General features: G+C 42.4%; 18 protein-coding genes and 1 pseudogene. 4 read left to right on the forward strand and 15 right to left on the reverse strand.

The annotated features are described in order from the left end of the window. Positions 1-5 precede the first annotated feature (5 nt). Positions 6-812, forward strand: a complete 807-nt coding sequence (locus tag HHA42_RS06985; protein ID WP_252726312.1) for an energy transducer TonB — start codon at positions 6-8, stop codon at positions 810-812. 16 nt (positions 813-828) lie between these two features. Here the strand turns inward: HHA42_RS06985 and HHA42_RS06990 are convergent, their stop codons facing one another. The 6 genes and pseudogenes from HHA42_RS06990 to HHA42_RS07015 form a co-directional block, all read right to left on the reverse strand. Then, complete coding sequence (locus HHA42_RS06990) at positions 829-1,257, reverse strand: YqaA family protein (RefSeq protein ID WP_168418450.1); 429 nt, start codon at positions 1,255-1,257, stop codon at positions 829-831. Positions 1,258-1,264: 7 nt separating this feature from the next. Beyond that, positions 1,265-1,549, reverse strand: a complete 285-nt coding sequence (locus tag HHA42_RS06995) for a hypothetical protein (protein WP_168418449.1) — start codon at positions 1,547-1,549, stop codon at positions 1,265-1,267. Positions 1,550-1,623: 74 nt separating this feature from the next. Then, positions 1,624-2,241 carry a glutathione S-transferase N-terminal domain-containing protein gene (locus tag HHA42_RS07000; protein ID WP_168418448.1) on the reverse strand — a complete coding sequence of 206 codons (618 nt, stop codon included), beginning with the start codon at positions 2,239-2,241 and terminating at the stop codon, positions 1,624-1,626. Positions 2,242-2,487: 246 nt separating this feature from the next. Next, positions 2,488-3,036, reverse strand: a complete 549-nt coding sequence (infC, locus tag HHA42_RS07005; RefSeq protein ID WP_168418452.1) for a translation initiation factor IF-3 — start codon at positions 3,034-3,036, stop codon at positions 2,488-2,490. Positions 3,037-3,041: 5 nt separating this feature from the next. Beyond that, positions 3,042-4,964, reverse strand: a complete 1,923-nt coding sequence (gene thrS / locus HHA42_RS07010) for a threonine--tRNA ligase (protein WP_168418447.1) — start codon at positions 4,962-4,964, stop codon at positions 3,042-3,044. 187 nt (positions 4,965-5,151) lie between these two features. After that, positions 5,152-5,607, reverse strand: a pseudogene (locus HHA42_RS07015) (alanine racemase); the annotation flags it as partial. Positions 5,608-5,647: 40 nt separating this feature from the next. On the opposite strand from HHA42_RS07015, the gene HHA42_RS07020 reads away from it, so the two are divergent. Beyond that, positions 5,648-6,328, forward strand: coding sequence for an AraC family transcriptional regulator (locus tag HHA42_RS07020; protein ID WP_252726310.1), 681 nt, complete (start codon positions 5,648-5,650; stop codon positions 6,326-6,328). Between the two features lie 447 nt (positions 6,329-6,775). Next, complete coding sequence (locus tag HHA42_RS07025; RefSeq protein WP_168525971.1) at positions 6,776-8,422, forward strand: acyl-CoA synthetase; 1,647 nt, start codon at positions 6,776-6,778, stop codon at positions 8,420-8,422. Between the two features lie 159 nt (positions 8,423-8,581). Here HHA42_RS07025 and yjgA read toward each other — a convergent pair whose 3' ends face one another. The 9 genes from yjgA to mazG form a co-directional block, all read right to left on the reverse strand. Further along, positions 8,582-9,115: a ribosome biogenesis factor YjgA gene (yjgA, locus tag HHA42_RS07030; RefSeq protein ID WP_168418445.1), complete on the reverse strand. Its 534-nt coding sequence runs from the start codon at positions 9,113-9,115 to the stop codon at positions 8,582-8,584. A gap of 2 nt (positions 9,116-9,117) precedes the next feature. Next, positions 9,118-9,387: an HPr family phosphocarrier protein gene (locus tag HHA42_RS07035; RefSeq protein ID WP_026438354.1), complete on the reverse strand. Its 270-nt coding sequence runs from the start codon at positions 9,385-9,387 to the stop codon at positions 9,118-9,120. Beyond that, positions 9,384-10,235, reverse strand: a complete 852-nt coding sequence (rapZ, locus tag HHA42_RS07040) for an RNase adapter RapZ (protein WP_168418444.1) — start codon at positions 10,233-10,235, stop codon at positions 9,384-9,386. Before rapZ ends, HHA42_RS07035 begins: the two co-directional genes overlap by 4 nt. A gap of 24 nt (positions 10,236-10,259) precedes the next feature. Continuing rightward, positions 10,260-11,105, reverse strand: a complete 846-nt coding sequence (gene panC / locus HHA42_RS07045; RefSeq protein ID WP_168461627.1) for a pantoate--beta-alanine ligase — start codon at positions 11,103-11,105, stop codon at positions 10,260-10,262. A 1-nt stretch (position 11,106) separates the two neighbouring features. Further along, a complete protein-coding gene (gene panB / locus HHA42_RS07050) occupies positions 11,107-11,916 on the reverse strand; it encodes a 3-methyl-2-oxobutanoate hydroxymethyltransferase (protein WP_168418442.1) in 810 nt (269 codons plus the stop codon). Between the two features lie 48 nt (positions 11,917-11,964). Beyond that, complete coding sequence (gene folK, locus HHA42_RS07055; protein ID WP_168461625.1) at positions 11,965-12,453, reverse strand: 2-amino-4-hydroxy-6-hydroxymethyldihydropteridine diphosphokinase; 489 nt, start codon at positions 12,451-12,453, stop codon at positions 11,965-11,967. Next, positions 12,450-13,910 carry a polynucleotide adenylyltransferase PcnB gene (gene pcnB / locus HHA42_RS07060; protein ID WP_168461623.1) on the reverse strand — a complete coding sequence of 487 codons (1,461 nt, stop codon included), beginning with the start codon at positions 13,908-13,910 and terminating at the stop codon, positions 12,450-12,452. The genes folK and pcnB overlap by 4 nt, the downstream gene beginning before the upstream one ends. Positions 13,911-14,039: 129 nt before the next feature. Next, positions 14,040-14,474, reverse strand: coding sequence for a ComEA family DNA-binding protein (locus tag HHA42_RS07065; RefSeq protein ID WP_168418439.1), 435 nt, complete (start codon positions 14,472-14,474; stop codon positions 14,040-14,042). A 12-nt stretch (positions 14,475-14,486) separates the two neighbouring features. Further along, a complete protein-coding gene (gene mazG, locus HHA42_RS07070; protein WP_168418438.1) occupies positions 14,487-15,251 on the reverse strand; it encodes a nucleoside triphosphate pyrophosphohydrolase in 765 nt (254 codons plus the stop codon). Positions 15,252-15,359: 108 nt separating this feature from the next. On the opposite strand from mazG, the gene HHA42_RS07075 reads away from it, so the two are divergent. Continuing rightward, positions 15,360-16,133: an SDR family oxidoreductase gene (locus HHA42_RS07075; protein WP_168418437.1), complete on the forward strand. Its 774-nt coding sequence runs from the start codon at positions 15,360-15,362 to the stop codon at positions 16,131-16,133. Positions 16,134-16,214: the final 81 nt, after the last annotated feature.

Genomic DNA, 16,214 nt, shown 5'->3' on the forward strand with positions numbered 1-16,214 from the left:
CACTACTGAATCGACATAGACAAAATGAGCACTTATGCAAATATTTGTCTATATTTTTAGTTATAGTTAATTACTCCCTATTGCTTGGCCTTGCAACATCACCAATTTATGCCAAACAGGTGCAGTCGGTTCCAACTGAAACCAATCTACAGGTTCAAAAAAGTGCAGCCCTGCCCGCGCATTTAACAACCCGTTTGGCGTGGCGTACTTTCCCACAACCACAATATAAAAATGAAGACCTAAATCAACAAAACCGCGCAGCAATTGTACGTATTCATGCAGACGAAACCGGTAAAATCCGTCAAGCCACAATTCAGGAAAGTACTGGGCTTAAAAAGCTCGATAACATCTTGCTTCAAGCAGTGCTTGCCGCAGAAATTCAGCCGCATTATGTAGATGATACTGCGGTTGCAACAATTGGTTTTCAAAGCTTTAATTTAAGATTTCAGGATAATTCATCTGAAGATTGTCAATTTGCCTTTGAATCTAAAAACTGGTTAGCACAGCAACAACAGCAAAAAGTTGCTTTTCAGTATCGCAGTCAGCCACAGCTCAACTTAAGTGCAGATGCACTAAAAGATCATTCACGCACCGTGAAGTTTCAATTTAAAATAAATAAACACGGGCAAGTAAAAACAGCAAAAATCACTAAAGGTTCTGGTCAGTATGCGCTTGATCAACAGGTGTTAGCTGCTGTTAAAAGCGCACAAGTTGAAGTACCACGTAAATTTTGGCTCTACAAAAAGTCAAAATTGAAAGATGAAATTTACTTTGATTTAGATACTTGTGATGAATTGACTGCTCAAGAATAACTGCCATCATTCAGCGTTAGACCCAAGTATAAGCGACATAAATAAACAAATAACGCCCGATTTTGGCCAGACTGACCATCAACACAAAACGGGCAAAGTTTTCTTTCATCAGGCCTGCGATCAGGGTAATCGGATCACCAATGATGGGCACCCAACTGAGCAACAAAGACCAAAATCCAAATTTGGCGTAGGTGCGCTGTGCCTTTTCAAGTTGTGTAGCCGAAACAGGAAACCACTTTTTATTTTTATAATGCTCCAGACGTAGTCCCAAATACCAGTTCACACAAGAGCCTAAAATATTGCCTAAACTCGCAACAGTAATCAGCCATATAGGTGCATAGCGGCCTTCAAATAACAGTCCAAGTAATACCGCTTCAGATTGTAGTGGTAATAACGTGGCAGCACCAAAGGCAGATAGGAATAAACCCAGCAGCGACCAAGCCATCAAAAAATTAAAGCCCTAAAGTCTGTTTGGTTTTACGGTATTCTATGTTTGCCCAAATAATACACAATAGAATCAAAACCGCACGTGCCCATGTATAACGTTGAGTGATCGGTTCAATTGCAGCACGTAACACTTGTTGATCTGTACTATTTAAAGTACTAATCAAGTTTTGCACATGAAATGCTTCTGCCACAAAAAGCATGAGGCAACTCACGATTCCAATAATAATGCTCCAATATACTTTGGCATTATTTTCAACAATTTTGGTGAAGTTGAGAAAAAATTCTTGCATAACACATCCAATAAAAAAGCCACCTGAAAATTATGTCTCATCAGGTGGCTGAGCATCTTAGCATAAAACTTGTTTTAAACTTGAATACTCAATGCCTTCTGCACCGCAGGTCGTGCTGTTAAACGTGTAACGTAATCTTTCACGTACGGAAAATCTTCTAAGTTGATACTTTGCCATTCATGGCTTAATGCCCACGGTAAAATAGCCATATCTGCAATTGAATACTCACCTGCCACAAACTTTTGCCCAGTTAATTGCTTATTCAATACCCCATATAAACGCTTGGACTCATTAATATAACGTTCAATTGCATAAGGAATTTTTTCAGGCGCATAGCGGTTAAAGTGATGATTTTGCCCCAGCATTGGCCCAAAGCCACCCATTTGCCACATAAGCCATTGCTCCACTTCTACCCGCTCTTGCTCATCGGTTGGGTAGAACATACCTGTTTTACGCCCAAGATATTGCAAAATTGCACCCGACTCAAATACAGAAATTGGCTCACCACGCGGTCCTTGCTGATCTACGATGGCAGGAATTTTATTATTTGGTGAAATTTTCAAAAAGTCTGGCTGGAACTGATCATTTTCCGAAATATTGATGGGGAAAATTTGATATTCCAAACCCATTTCTTCCAGTGCGATGGTAATTTTGTGACCGTTGGGCGTACCCCAATAATAAAGATCAATCATGTTCTATCCTTCACTATTTTTTACTTTTGGGTGGGCATTATTTTGCTGCGAATTCATTTATAGCATGTTTTACTTTGCTATTGCGCTCTGTACTGTAGAGATTTTTGCTGACTTAACCTGCCTTGCTCCATACAATTTAATGATTTAATTTTGATGTATCTTATAAATAGGAATCAATACAATTTTTCTTCCAGGCATAAAAAAAGCACTGCGATGCTGCAGTGCTTTTTTCAGTTCAAGATGAGGTTACTTTTTCTTTTTCGGTCCAAGTAACATACCCATTTGACGACCTTCCATTTTTGGTGCTTGTTCAACTACACCATATTCGGTTACATCTGCTTCAACTTTTTGCAATTGAGCCAAACCTAACTGTTGGTGAGCCATTTCACGACCACGGAAGCGTAAAGTGATTTTTACCTTGTTCCCTTCTTCAAGGAATTTGATAATTGCACGTAATTTTACGTTGTAATCACCAACATCAGTCGCAGGGCGGAGTTTGATTTCTTTCACCTGTACTTGATGCTGTTTTTTCTTCGCTTCTTTCTGCTTTTGCTTTAGATCAAACAAATGCTTGTTAAAGTCCATGATTTTACAAACTGGTGGTTCGGCATTTGCCACAATTTCCACCAAATCAAGGTCTACGCTTTCGGCTGCACGCAATGCATCAGCTAAGCTTACAATCCCTTTTTGCTCACCATTTTCGTCTACAAGACGGACTTCTTTTGCACGAATTTCATCATTCAAAGCAGGACGGTTAGATTTTCCGCCCTGTTGATTACGGTCAGGCTGTTTAATCGCTGTTACTCCACAATATACCGGCCGCGTTCTGCGACGGCTGTTTTCACTAGGTCAATGAAAGCATCAATTGACATAGTACCCAAATTTGTTCCTGAGCGAGTACGCACGTTTACAGTACCCTCTTCCACTTCACGGTCCCCAAGTACCAATAAATATGGAATACGCTCTAATGTACGCTCACGAATCTTAAAGCCGATTTTCTCATTTCTCAAGTCAGAAATAGCACGAATACCGTTTTCTTTAAGTTTTGCGACGACCTGTTCACTTGCAGCAGCTTGTGAATCTGTAATATTCATCACACAAGCTTGCACTGGCGCTAACCATGGTGGCATAAAGCCTGCATAGTGCTCAATAAGTATACCAATAAATCGTTCAAAACTGCCAAGAATTGCGCGGTGCAACATTACAGGCTGATCACGATCATTGTCTTCAGTGACATAAGATGCCTCTAAACGTTCAGGCAAGTTAAAGTCACATTGAATTGTACCACATTGCCACACACGACCTAAGCAGTCTTTGAGTGAGAATTCAATTTTCGGACCGTAGAACGCGCCTTCACCCGGTTGTAACTCCCATTCCAAACCTGCAGCATCTAAAGCATCTGCCAAAGATTTTTCTGCCATATCCCACAGTGCATCATCGCCTACACGTTTTTCAGGACGTGTAGATAGCTTCATTTGCACATCTTCAAAACCGAAGTCTTTATAAACATCTAAAGTCAGTTGAATGAAGTCTGCAACTTCAGGCCCAATTTGTTCTTTGGTACAGAAAATGTGTGCATCGTCTTGAGTAAAGCCACGTACACGCATAATGCCGTGCAATGAACCCGATGGCTCATTACGGTGACATGAACCAAATTCTGCCAGACGAATTGGCAAATCACGATACGACTTTAGCCCTTGGTTAAAGACTTGTACGTGACATGGGCAGTTCATTGGTTTTACTGCATAGTTACGGTTTTCAGAATGGGTAGTGAACATGTTATCTGCATAGTTGGCAGCATGTCCTGATTTTTCCCATAAGGTGAAATCGACCACTTGCGGGGTGCGAATTTCTAAGTAACCATTTTCTTGCTGTACTTTACGCATGTATTGCTCAAGTACTTGATAAATCGTCCAGCCATTTGGATGCCAGAACACCATACCTGGTGCTTCTTCCTGCATGTGGAACAAGTCTAATGCTTTACCAATTTTACGGTGGTCGCGCTTTTCAGCTTCTTCAATACGTTTGATGTAGGCTGCAAGCTGCTTTTTGTCTGCCCAAGCCGTACCATAAATACGTTGTAACTGTTCGTTTTTCGCATCTCCGCGCCAGTAAGCACCCGAGATTTTGGTCAATTTAAATGATTTTAAGAATTTAGTGTTCGGTACGTGTGGACCACGACACATATCCAAATAGTCTTGGTGATAGTACAAGCCCATTTGGGTTTCGTTTGGCATATCTGCAATCAAACGTAATTTATATTCTTCGCCACGTGCGGTAAATTCTGCAATCACTTCATCACGCGGGGTCATTTTTTTCACGACATCATAGTCTTGGTCGATGAGCTTTTTCATGCGCTCTTCGATAGCAGCCAAGTCATCTAAGGTAAATGGACGTGGCATCCAGATGTCGTAGTAGAAACCTTCTTCAATAACAGGACCAATCACCATTTTTGCTTCTGGGAAAAGCTGCTTTACAGCATGCCCTACCAAGTGCGCACATGAGTGACGGATAATTTCTACGCCTTCTTCATCTTTTGGCGTGATAATTTGTAAGGTTGCATCTTCGGTGATTAAATCACAAGCATCTACCAAACGGTCATTGACGCGTCCAGCAACTGTATTTTTGGCAAGACCTGGACCGATGCTTTGAGCAACTTCCATCACAGATACGGCTTGATCAAACTGTTTTTGATCGCCATTTGGCAAAGTGATAATAGGCATAGATAAAAATCCTTAAGGAGTGATGCCCCGTACCATGGAGCATATCACCGCGAGATTATGATTAAGGGAGACCCTCAAAAGATAAAAACGGTGTATAAATAAAAAGCGCCTTAAATTTTACACGGCTTGGGTACAGGTTTAAACCTTTGTGACCTAAAAAAGCCAAAGAATCATGTTTTCCTCTGTTTTATTCCTTAAAGCAAGGCCATAAGTCCCATTGTCCCTGTGTATAAGCATAGACCACAGCAAACTGCGGCAAGATCGCTTCACTCTGCTGGGGACGTAAAAACACATAATCATCTATACAAATTTGATACTGTTTTGGCACTTGAATCAGCTCTTGATTGCTACTGCGACCATATAAGGCATGCGGATGACTGCCCGCAGGATAAATATAATCTGCCAACCAATAACCGCCATAGACAAATACAGCTTGATCACGCTGCGGCAAATAGGGCTGCAAACGATCTAAACCTGGCACTTGCACCTGCGGCAAAACTTTCAATACAGGCGTAGCAATCCAAAGTGCGCACTGCAAAGCAGAGAAATCGTTCAGGTCGAAATCACTGGGTTTGAGCAGCATGGAACCAAAAGCTAAATCATTACACTCACTTTGCTGACAATAAAATATTGTCGAAGCGCTACAGACAGGACTGCAATACCATCCAATTTCAGGCAGCGTAATGGACTTGGATTATGATTTTTCCTCTAACCATCCCATGTTAGTCATCAAAGAGCGCTACCCTACAGGTCAGTTGTTGCGCTTTTTCTGCGATGAAGCCCTGTCCAGTATTATTAGCTGTTTAGATGTGATGTTGGGGGATCATCAAGATTTGCTCGAAGTACATTTTAGTTTTGCCAAACCTGCGCATTTAGATGCTTATCACGCACATTATCAATGTCCTTTGCATTTTTCATCACACATGAATGCACTGGTATTTCGTCCTGAAATTTTTACCCGTAACATTAAAACCGCAAGTGCTGCCAACTACAGCACCGCTATGCGTGTCTGCCAAATGGCATTGCAAGATATGCAGGCGATTAATCAGCAGCAATATGCACATGTACTAAGTTATCTGATTGAGCAGCATTTACCGCAGCATTTTGATATGACGCAAGCAGCGCAGCATTTTCAAATGAGTGAAAGACATTTGCGCAGACAGCTTTCAGCTGAGGGCTGTAGTTTCCAAAATTTAAGACAACGTGTTTTAGAAAATAAAGCCAAACAACTGCTACAACAATCCCTTTCCATTAGTGAAGTCAGTCAGCAACTGGGCTTTAGTGAATTGCGTGAATTTAGACGTGCCTTTAAACGATGGACAGGACTCAGCCCTTCACTGTATAAAAATCAGATCACATCATAAACACTGATTATTCTTAAAGAAAAACAAAAAGTTAAATTTTACTTCACTCATTATTTAAACCGACTTACAAGCGAACAAAAATAAAAACAACAGGATTTCGACTAAAGCATAACTGCAAAGCTGCCATAAAATCCCTATCTTTTAGGGTCTGTTGCCAATTCATCCATGTTTGCGACAACGCATATTTTTTAGCTGATATAAGGCATGAGGCAGGAAATTTAGTCATCTAAATGACTGACTCATAACGTAATAGCAGCAAAAAATATGCTTGTTCCAAAGGACTGTGGCTAAAACTTTCTCAGATTGCGTTATGAAACTTGGCAATAGTCTCGCTATTCCCTGCGTTTCATGCCTGATCTGCTCAGTTTTAGCCTACAGCGCAAGCCATTCATGAAATGTCAGCAGACCCTCTGCTGGATAAAATAACGACATATATGGAGAATAACAATGGTCAGCGCATACGATGAATTACCGCGTACACCCGCCAATTTTGTAGCCTTGTCCCCTTTACGTTACTTAGAACGGGCGGCTTATATTTACCCACATCAAAATGCGATTATTCATGGTTCTCGCCAAATCACATGGCGTGAAACCTATTTGCGCTGCTGCCAATTTGCCCATCAACTTCAACAATTAGGCATTAGCAAAAACGATACTGTTTCGGTGCTGCTCCCGAATGTTCCTGCTATGTTGGAAGCACATTTTGCCGTACCTATGGCGGGGGCAGTGTTAAATACTTTAAATACCCGCTTAGATGCCAAAACACTGGCATTTATGCTAGATCATGCTGAATCCAAAGTACTTTTGGTTGACCCTGAATTTGCAGCCTTGGCGCAGGAAGCCTTGGCAATGGTAACGCATGAAATTTATGTCATTGATGTCAGCGACGCAGAATACGAACATGCTACGAATGCCCTTAGCATCGGACAAATTGAATACGAAACATGGCTCGCAGCGGGTGATCCGAATTTTGAATGGCATTTACCGCAAGATGAATGGGATGCGATTAGTCTAAATTACACATCAGGCACCACAGGCAACCCGAAAGGCGTGGTTTACCATCATCGTGGTGCATATATTAATGCAGCAAGTAATATCATTGCCTGTGGTATGACACCGCGTGCCAAATACTTATGGACGCTACCTTTATTCCACTGTAACGGCTGGTGTTTTGCGTGGACCATGGCCGCCAATGGTGGTACCAATATCTGCTTGCGTAAAGTCGACCCTGAACTGATTTTCAAACTGATTGCAGAACACAAAGTCGATTATTTCTGCGGTGCACCAATTGTCTTATCGATGTTAATTAACACCCCAGATGAGAAAAAGACCCAGTTTGACCACCGTGTAGAAGTCATGGTAGCAGGTGCTGCACCACCAGCCGCAATTATTGAAGGTATGCGCAATATTGGCATTAATGTTACTCACGTTTATGGCCTGACTGAAACTTATGGCCCATCTGCACTCTGTGCTTCTCAAGCAGGTTGGAGCGACTTGTCTATTCAGGAACAAGCACAGTTACATTCTCGTCAGGGTGTGCCATATCCATTGCAGGATGGCATGAAAGTTCTTGACCCTAAAACAATGCAACCTGTACCCAAAGATGGTAAGACCATGGGCGAAATTATGTTCCGTGGCAATATCGTGATGAAAGGCTATTTGAAAAACCCAGAAGCTACCGCAGAAGCATTTGCAGGTGGTTGGTTCCATACGGGTGATTTAGCCGTATGCCAACCCGACGGCTATGCCAAAATTACTGACCGCTCTAAAGACGTGATCATTTCAGGGGGCGAAAATATTTCGTCACTGGAAGTTGAAGAAGTCCTGTATCAACACCCTGCTGTGCTAACTGCTGCAGTGGTAGCAAAACCTGACCCTCGTTGGCAGGAAGTACCATGTGCCTTTATCGAGCTCAAAGACGGTAAACAGGCCAGCCCTGAAGAAATCATTGCCTATTGCAGCCAGCACTTAGCACGCTTTAAAGTACCAAAAGATGTGGTGATTACTGAAATTCCAAAAACCTCTACAGGCAAATTACAAAAGTTTGTATTGCGTGAATGGGCCAAAGAGCGTTCAGTCGGAGAGTTTGGTTAAGGCTAAATTTAATCTAAAACTATGAAGATGTACCCACTACACATCCTCATAGCAAATCCAAATAAAAAAACGACTCATCTTGGAGTCGTTTTTTTATTTTCGAATGAGTTAATAATCTACAACCATCTTCAGATTTGCTCTAACTCAACTTAATTTGACTTAACTTTCAGACAAGAGCGCAACCTGTTGCACATAGTTGAATAACTTGAGTTTAGAGGCCTCTAATTCCTCTTCAGGCACTTCCTGTTTCATATCACGGTGAATACGTAACAGATGCTGACGCAACGTATGACGTTCTGCAGCTTTGTAGGTTTTACTAAAATCATTGATGACAGGGTCACCATCTTTAATAATACGCTCCACCCAACGCTGTAACTGCGCGGTTTTCTTTGCGCCTTGTTGTGGCGTCAAATACGACAAAATCACCGTTTCATTTTCATTGCGTAGCAGTTTACCAATACGCTGACACTGACGACGGCGTGCTTCATGTGAAGTGATTCCTTGCAATTCCAGCAAAGCGTCAATTAAACGCTCTTCTACAGGAAGTTTCTGAATTTGTTTGGTGCTTAACTGCGCCAATTGTTCGCCCAGAGCAGCCATACGCTGTACGGCTTTTTTCTGTTCGGTTTTACTTGCACGCCCTTCTAAAGATTCAAAGTCATCTTCAGTAAAACGTTGCGGTCGACGTGCCACGATTAATCTGCCTCGTAAAATTTTGCTGCAAATAGTGCTTGAATGTCAGATAAAGCTTTTTCTTCATCTGCCCCATCAATCACCAAGCGTAAAGTAGTTCCCTTGCCTGCACCCAGCATGAGCAAGGACATAATATTTTTGGCATCGACCAACTTGTCGCCTTTGCCAATTTGGATTGACGAACGGAATTTGGTGGTCACTTCTATCAGTTTCCCAGATGCCCGTGCATGTAAACCTAGTTTATTAATTACGTCAACAGTTGTGTCAATCATGACCAGTGCTTCATTTCTCGGTGTAAGACTTGTATAGACCATTTTGCCTCAAGTGCTTTTTTTAGTCTATCTACGATATAAACAGAACGATGTTGCCCACCAGTACAGCCAATAGAAATGGTGATGTAGTGACGATGCCCTTCGGCAAAAGCAGGCAACCATTTTTCTAAAAACTGATAAATGTCTTTAAACATTTCATGAGTTTGCGGGCTTTGTTGCAAAAACTCCTGCACGGGTGCATCTAAACCTGAATGTTTTCGCAGCTCTAAATCCCAATGCGGGTTGGGTAAATGCCGTACGTCAAAAACATAGTCGGCATCTAGCGGAATGCCGTGCTTATAACCAAAGGACTGTAAAATCACAATTAAATGATCGCTTTGCCCAAGTTTAGACAGCAATACATGCTTTAGGTCATGCACGCTTTTATCGGTAGTATCTATATGCACAGTCGAGCGAAACTGAATAGGCATCAACAAGGTTTTTTCTTCTTGGATACATTCATTTAAGCTTTTAAATCGACTCGACAATGGATGCGGACGGCGTGATGCACTAAAGCGGGCAATCAGTTCCTGATCCTGCGTGGTCAGATAAATAATATCTACCGATCCATGCTTCTGCAGTTGTTCAAATACCAGATCAAACTCTTGCAAGTCGGCACGGGTACTGCGTACATCCACCCCCAACGCCAACTGCTCTAAATTATTTTCCTGATCCAGTTTGTCTACAATTTCTGGGAGCAATGCCAAGGGTAAATTATCAATACAGTAATAACCTAAATCTTCCAACACCTGTAATGCCGAAGATTTTCCTGAACCCGATTGACCTGTGACGATCAAAATACGTTTCATGGCATGCAACCCTTATATTGCGAACTATGCAGAATGTTTGACCTGCAAATTGTCAATTAAACGTGTATTGCCCAGTTTTGCAGCAACGAATAGCACAACATCTTCACTAAATGCTTCAATTTTTTGCAATTCTGTTGTACGTGCTTCTACATAGTCCACAACAAAGCCCGCAGCTGTCAATGTGGTCTTAATATTCGCTAACACTTGTGACAAGCTTTCGCCTTGCTGTAACGCCTGTTCTGCTGCTTTTAGACTTTGATAAATCGTCGGCGCAATTTGACGCTGTTCTGCACTCAAATAGCCATTACGCGAACTGAGCGCCAAGCCATCTGCTGCGCGTACAATGGGTACACCAATCACTTCAAGCGGAATGTTTAAATCACGCACAAACTGACGAATCACCGCCAATTGTTGATAGTCTTTTTCGCCAAAGAAAGCATAGTTTGGCTGCACCATATTAAACAATTTGGTCACTACGACTGCGACCCCATCAAAATGACCCGGGCGCTGTAAGCCACACAAATCTGCAGTAATATCGCTAACAGAAATATTGGTCAAACGTGGCTTATTGCCATACATTTGCTCCACAGAAGGCGCAAAAATAATGTCACAACCAACATCTGCCAACAGTTGGCTGTCCTGATCTAAAGTCCGTGGATAACTGTCAAAGTCTTCATTTGGACCAAATTGAATTGGATTCACAAAAATACTGACCACCACCAAATCACATATTTTTTTCGCTTCACGCACCAAAGTTAAGTGCCCTTCGTGCAAATTTCCCATGGTTGGCACAAAACCAATGGTTTTACGCGCAGCACGTGCAGGCTGTAAAGATGCTGCTAAGCCTTGAATTGTGGTTTCGGTTTTCATATTACAACTCAACTTGGAAAGTATGTTCACGTGCAGGGAAAGAGCCATCTTGTACTGCGGCATGATAGGCTTTAAATGCATCTAAAATAGCAGTTTCACCCGCTTGTTCTTTCATAAAGTTACGAACAAATTTTGCCATGCGACCAAAGGTAAGCCCTAGCATGTCTTGTACCACCAAGACTTGACCATCGGTTGCTGCACCAGCACCAATGCCAATCACAGGAATTTCAGGGAATAGCTCTGAAATTTCCTGACCTAGCTGTGCAGGTACACATTCCAGCAATAAAATTGCCGCACCTGCATCCACCACCGCTTTACAGTCTGCAATCAGCTTGTCTGCCGCTTCACGGGTACGCGCTTGCAACTTGTAGCCACCAAACACATGCACCGATTGCGGTGTCAAACCCAAATGCACACACACTGGAATACCGTTACGGGTTAATGTTGCAACGGTTTCACTGAGCCATGCACCGCCTTCCATTTTGACCATTTGCGCACCTGCCTGCATGACTTCTTTCGAGCTTTGCAGTGCATCATTTAAGGTGGCATAACTCATAAATGGCAGGTCTGTCAGAATAAAAGCATGCTGATTGCCACGGCGTACCGCAGCGGTGTGATAAGCCATATCGGCCACAGTCACAGGCAAAGTCGAGTCACGTCCCTGAATTGACATGCCCAAAGAATCACCAATTAAAATTGTGTCAATTTCGGCAACTTCCATTGCCTTTGCCATGCTTGCGTCATAGCAAGTCAGGCAGGAGAATTTGCGACCTTCCGCTTTAAATTTTCTTAGGTCACTTAGACTAATCATGAAAATATTCCTCTATGGAAAAGCATTACTCATGCTTAATTTAAAACTTTACAGCCCTGCCCAATCCCCTGCATCCGCAACTGTTAAGTTCGGATGTTCAAGCAATGCCAAATGTTTTAAAGCTTGTCCTTTGACGCTTAAATTAGCATCTAAATCTAACAATGGGATGACGACAAAATCACGCTCTAACACACCCACATGCGGTACAGTCAAACGTTCATTTTCAATCGTGGCATCGCCATAAATCAATAAATCTAAATCTAGCGTGCGCTCACCCCAATGACGTAACCGCACCCGACCCGACTCCTGTTCAAAACGCTGTAACTCATCCAACAACGCTAGAGGTTCAAGTTCTGTTTCCAAACGCACTACGGCATTTAAATAGTTTGGCTGATCTTGTGGCCCCATGGGTGGACTTTGGTACAGCTTTGAGGTCTGCACAGCACCCAAAGTTGCCAGTTTTTGTACAGCATCGGCTAAAATTTGACGAGAGTCGCCCAAATTACTGCCTAAACCAATATAGGTGATGTTGCTCATTGTGTAGGCCCAAAAATCACTTGGCTTAAATCACGTTGTACACGTTTACGTTTTAAAATTGGATGATCTGCAGCAATACCAGACTCATGAGTGCTTGCAGAACGTTGAGCACGATTTTCTTCATATTGCTTGGCTTTACGCGCACGACGGCTGCGTGGCTCAGGCTCATTCACCAAAGGCTCAATTTGATGATCAATCTGCTGAGCTAACACCTCAACAGGCTCAGGCGCTGCTTTACGGCGGCTCTTAGCACGTGACCGGTTGTATTGAGCAATCGCACGTTCTTTTTCATCGGTGCTCATGAGCTGATAGGCATCCCACCATTGGCCCATGCCTAGGGTTGAGCTATCGCCTGATTTTTCTCGCAATAACAAGAAGTCAAAACCTGCTCGGAAACGCGCATGTCCCGATAAGGCTTCGATCTGCTGTGGCTTAGGTTGCAACAAGCGGGTTTGCATTTCCCATACTTCACGAATAAAAGTTTCAGCAAAACGTGGAATGATGGTACGTGTTGCTTGACGTTTCAGCACATCTAAACCTGCCTGTGCACGTGCTTCGGCTGCAACTACACCTTTAGATAAATAAAAGTCACAACGCTCTAAAAATGGTTGCCACAACAGCACTGCATAGAAAAATGCAGGATTAATCGTTTTGCCAATGGCAATACGTTGATCTGTATTTTTTGCAGCACGTTCAATAAACGGATTAATGTCAGGTTTAATATCGGCAAATAACTGACGCCAAATTCCGAAATCAATCAACATTGGTAAAACTTTGTTTAGATGCCCCATCGTAAAGAGCTTTTGCGACTCATCATACAAACGGTGGGGTGAAACATCACGCAATAATTGCGTCATTTCAGGCGTAAAAATTTTTAGAATTTTTGGATCAATATTGAAGTTCAATTTAGCAGCGAAGCGCAAAGTCCGCAGCATACGCACAGGGTCTTCTTCAAAACGTAGGGTTGGATCACCCAATAAACGTAAGTTTTTATGCTTAATATCATCTACGGCATTGCAAAAATCCAGCACTATGCCTTTGCGGGGCTGGTAATACAATGCGTTGATTGAAAAATCACGACGGGCAAAATCTTGCTCGATTGTACCCCAGTTATTGTCGCGAAGAATCATGCCTGCGGCAGAAGTCACAGCTTTTTTGGGTGGCGCACGGAAAGTCGCTACTTCAATCAGTTCACGTCCTGCGTAGACATGCGCCAGCTCAAAACGTCGTCCAATAATTCGGCAACGTCGTCCGAAAACCTCTTTCACTTGTGATGGTGTGGCATTGGTCACGGCATCAAAATCCTTAGGATTCAGCCCCAACATTAAGTCACGAACTCCACCGCCTACAATATAGGCTTCATAGCCTGCTTTAGTTAAAGCATCTAAAACATCTAAAATGGAAGAAGGTAATTGAGCGGTAGATAAACCACATTTTGACGCGCGCAAAGTTTGCAAAAGACGCTGTCTCCTACGTCTGAACGTAAAATATATAAGATGTCGCTAATCATATCTCTATCACAATCAAAGGGCAATTTGATTCACACGCTAATTTTACAAAGCACAGATTAAATTTACCCTTTGTCACTACAGCGCCAGTTTGTGTTTATTTTTGGCAAATAATGCAGGGCCAATGCCTTTGACCTGCTGTAACTCTTCGATACTTTGAAACTGTCCCTTTTGTTTACGATATTCCACAATCGCTTCAGCCTTTTTCAAGCCAATCCCTGACAGTTGTTGCAGTTGCTCTAGCGATGCACTGTTCAAACGGACTTTCTGAACACCAGAACTTACTCGTTCTGTCGGACGTGCTAAATAATATTGTGATGTGGCAGCAGGCGTTTGCTTTGCAGTCAAACGCTGATCTTGCGTTTCTTGCTGCGCTTTCCATTTTAAATAATTTTGGTCGAACTGCTGTGCCGTTGCGGGAAGACTGATTCCACACAGCAACACTGCCCATAATCCAAGTACTGTAAATTTGAAATCAGCCCAACTCAAACCCAATATGCGTGGTATATACATACAATGATTAACCTATTCTTTTAATTGTTGTTTTGCTTGCTCCCAAAGCTGATCCATTTCTTCTAAACTCATTTCTTCAATCTGTTTTTGTTGTAATTCGGCTTGATCTTCTATGTAAGCAAAGCGTGTTCTAAATTTATGAATTGTGCTCAATAATGCCATTTCACTGGACAGGCCTAGTTTACGACCTACATTGATCAAAGAAAATAAACAGTCACCAAACTCATCCAGTATTTCGTCGGATTGTTGCTGCTGAATCGCCTGCTGTAATTCCTGCAACTCTTCTTCAAGTTTTACATAAGCCTCTTCTACAGTTGGAAAATCAAAGCTTAACTGGGCTGCATGCTGCTGAATTTGCTGTGCCTGCTGTAATGCAGGGGCATGTTTAATTTCGTCTAAACGTGATTTTGCCTTGCCCTGTTTTTCTTGTTGTTTGATGGTTTTCCATAAGGCAGCAACATCTTCTGCGCTGAGCTGCGCAAACTGTTCGGCCTGAAACACATGTGGATGACGACGAATCAGTTTTTCAGTAATAGCTTGCACCACATCCTGAAAGTTAAACGCACCTTGCTCACTATACATTTGTGCCTGAAACACCACTTGCAGCAAAAGGTCTCCTAGTTCATCTCGAATTTCATCCACATTACCTGAACGTACTGCGGCTTCGACTTCATAGGCCTCTTCAATTGCATATTTGGTCAAACTTTCAGGGGTCTGCTTTTGATCCCACGGACATTGTTGACGAAGTTGTTGCATGACTGAAAGCAATTGCTGCATGAGATATTCCTTATTTCATTTTTTTGCACAAACCTGAATATTTTTTGCTATGCTCAAAACCGCAAGGACGATATGTACAACAAAAATAACATCAGGGAGCAAGTTCAAATGCACAGTATCTTGATTAGTGGTGCTGCACAAGGCATCGGTGCGGCAATTGCCCGTTTGTTTTACCAGCAAGGTTACCGTGTTGGTATTTATGACATTCATCTCACCCAAGCCCAACAACTGGCCAATCAACTGGGTGAACGTGCGCATGCAGGCTTATTGGATGTAGCGGACTATACCAGCTGGCAAGCTGCTTTGTCAGATTTTTGCCAATGGGCGGGTGAACTCAATATTTTAGTCAACAATGCTGGAATTTTATATTCAGGTGCTTTTGAAGATACACCTATAGAAGCTCATCACCGTACCATGGCAGTCAATGTCAATGGCGTGTTGAATGGCTGTCACGCCGCTTTGCCTTATTTGAAACAGGCTAGTTTTGCTCGGGTGATTAATCTGTCTTCCGCCTCTGCAATTTATGGACAAGCTGATTTAATCTCTTACTCTGCTTCTAAATTTGCTGTGCGTGGCATCACTGAAGGATTAGATATAGAATGGGATAAATTTGGTATTCGTGTGTTAGATGTAATGCCACTTTTTGTGCAAACAGCCATGGTTAAAGATATGAATGCTGGCACCATTCAAAATATGGGGGTACATCTCTCAGCAGAAGATGTAGCGCAAGTGGTTTATCAGCAAGCAACGGCCAAAGACTCTATTCTGACCAACACCCACCGTGCGGTAGGTTTAAAAGCCAAAACCTTAATGCAATTGTCTGGCATCAGCCCGCAATGGTTAAATCGTTGGTCGAATCGATTATTGGCAAAGCGCGCATAAGGTAATGCTACCCCAATATGCCGCACACAATAAAAAGCCCGAATTTAAAATTCGGGCTTTTTTTGCATCTTGAAAAATGAC

Origin of the sequence: Acinetobacter sp. A3, from assembly GCF_012371415.1 — a bacterium.
GTDB lineage: Bacteria > Pseudomonadota > Gammaproteobacteria > Pseudomonadales > Moraxellaceae > Acinetobacter.

Excerpts from the sequence above, each read along its gene's own strand:
- panB (WP_168418442.1), bottom strand. The coding sequence starts at position 11,916 with ATGATTAGTCTAAGTGACCTAAGAAAATTTAAAGCGGAAGGTCGCAAA.
- HHA42_RS07065 (WP_168418439.1), bottom strand. The coding sequence starts at position 14,474 with ATGTATATACCACGCATATTGGGTTTGAGTTGGGCTGATTTCAAATTT.
- HHA42_RS06990 (WP_168418450.1), bottom strand. The coding sequence starts at position 1,257 with ATGGCTTGGTCGCTGCTGGGTTTATTCCTATCTGCCTTTGGTGCTGCC.
- thrS (WP_168418447.1), bottom strand. The coding sequence starts at position 4,964 with ATGCCTATTATCACTTTGCCAAATGGCGATCAAAAACAGTTTGATCAA.
- HHA42_RS07035 (WP_026438354.1), bottom strand. The coding sequence starts at position 9,387 with ATGATTGACACAACTGTTGACGTAATTAATAAACTAGGTTTACATGCA.
- folK (WP_168461625.1), bottom strand. The coding sequence starts at position 12,453 with ATGAGCAACATCACCTATATTGGTTTAGGCAGTAATTTGGGCGACTCT.
- HHA42_RS06995 (WP_168418449.1), bottom strand. The coding sequence starts at position 1,549 with ATGCAAGAATTTTTTCTCAACTTCACCAAAATTGTTGAAAATAATGCC.
- HHA42_RS07020 (WP_252726310.1), top strand. The coding sequence starts at position 5,648 with ATGGACTTGGATTATGATTTTTCCTCTAACCATCCCATGTTAGTCATC.
- panC (WP_168461627.1), bottom strand. The coding sequence starts at position 11,105 with ATGAAAACCGAAACCACAATTCAAGGCTTAGCAGCATCTTTACAGCCT.
- HHA42_RS07025 (WP_168525971.1), top strand. The coding sequence starts at position 6,776 with ATGGTCAGCGCATACGATGAATTACCGCGTACACCCGCCAATTTTGTA.
- rapZ (WP_168418444.1), bottom strand. The coding sequence starts at position 10,235 with ATGAAACGTATTTTGATCGTCACAGGTCAATCGGGTTCAGGAAAATCT.
- mazG (WP_168418438.1), bottom strand. The coding sequence starts at position 15,251 with ATGCAGCAATTGCTTTCAGTCATGCAACAACTTCGTCAACAATGTCCG.
- HHA42_RS07075 (WP_168418437.1), top strand. The coding sequence starts at position 15,360 with ATGCACAGTATCTTGATTAGTGGTGCTGCACAAGGCATCGGTGCGGCA.
- HHA42_RS07000 (WP_168418448.1), bottom strand. The coding sequence starts at position 2,241 with ATGATTGATCTTTATTATTGGGGTACGCCCAACGGTCACAAAATTACC.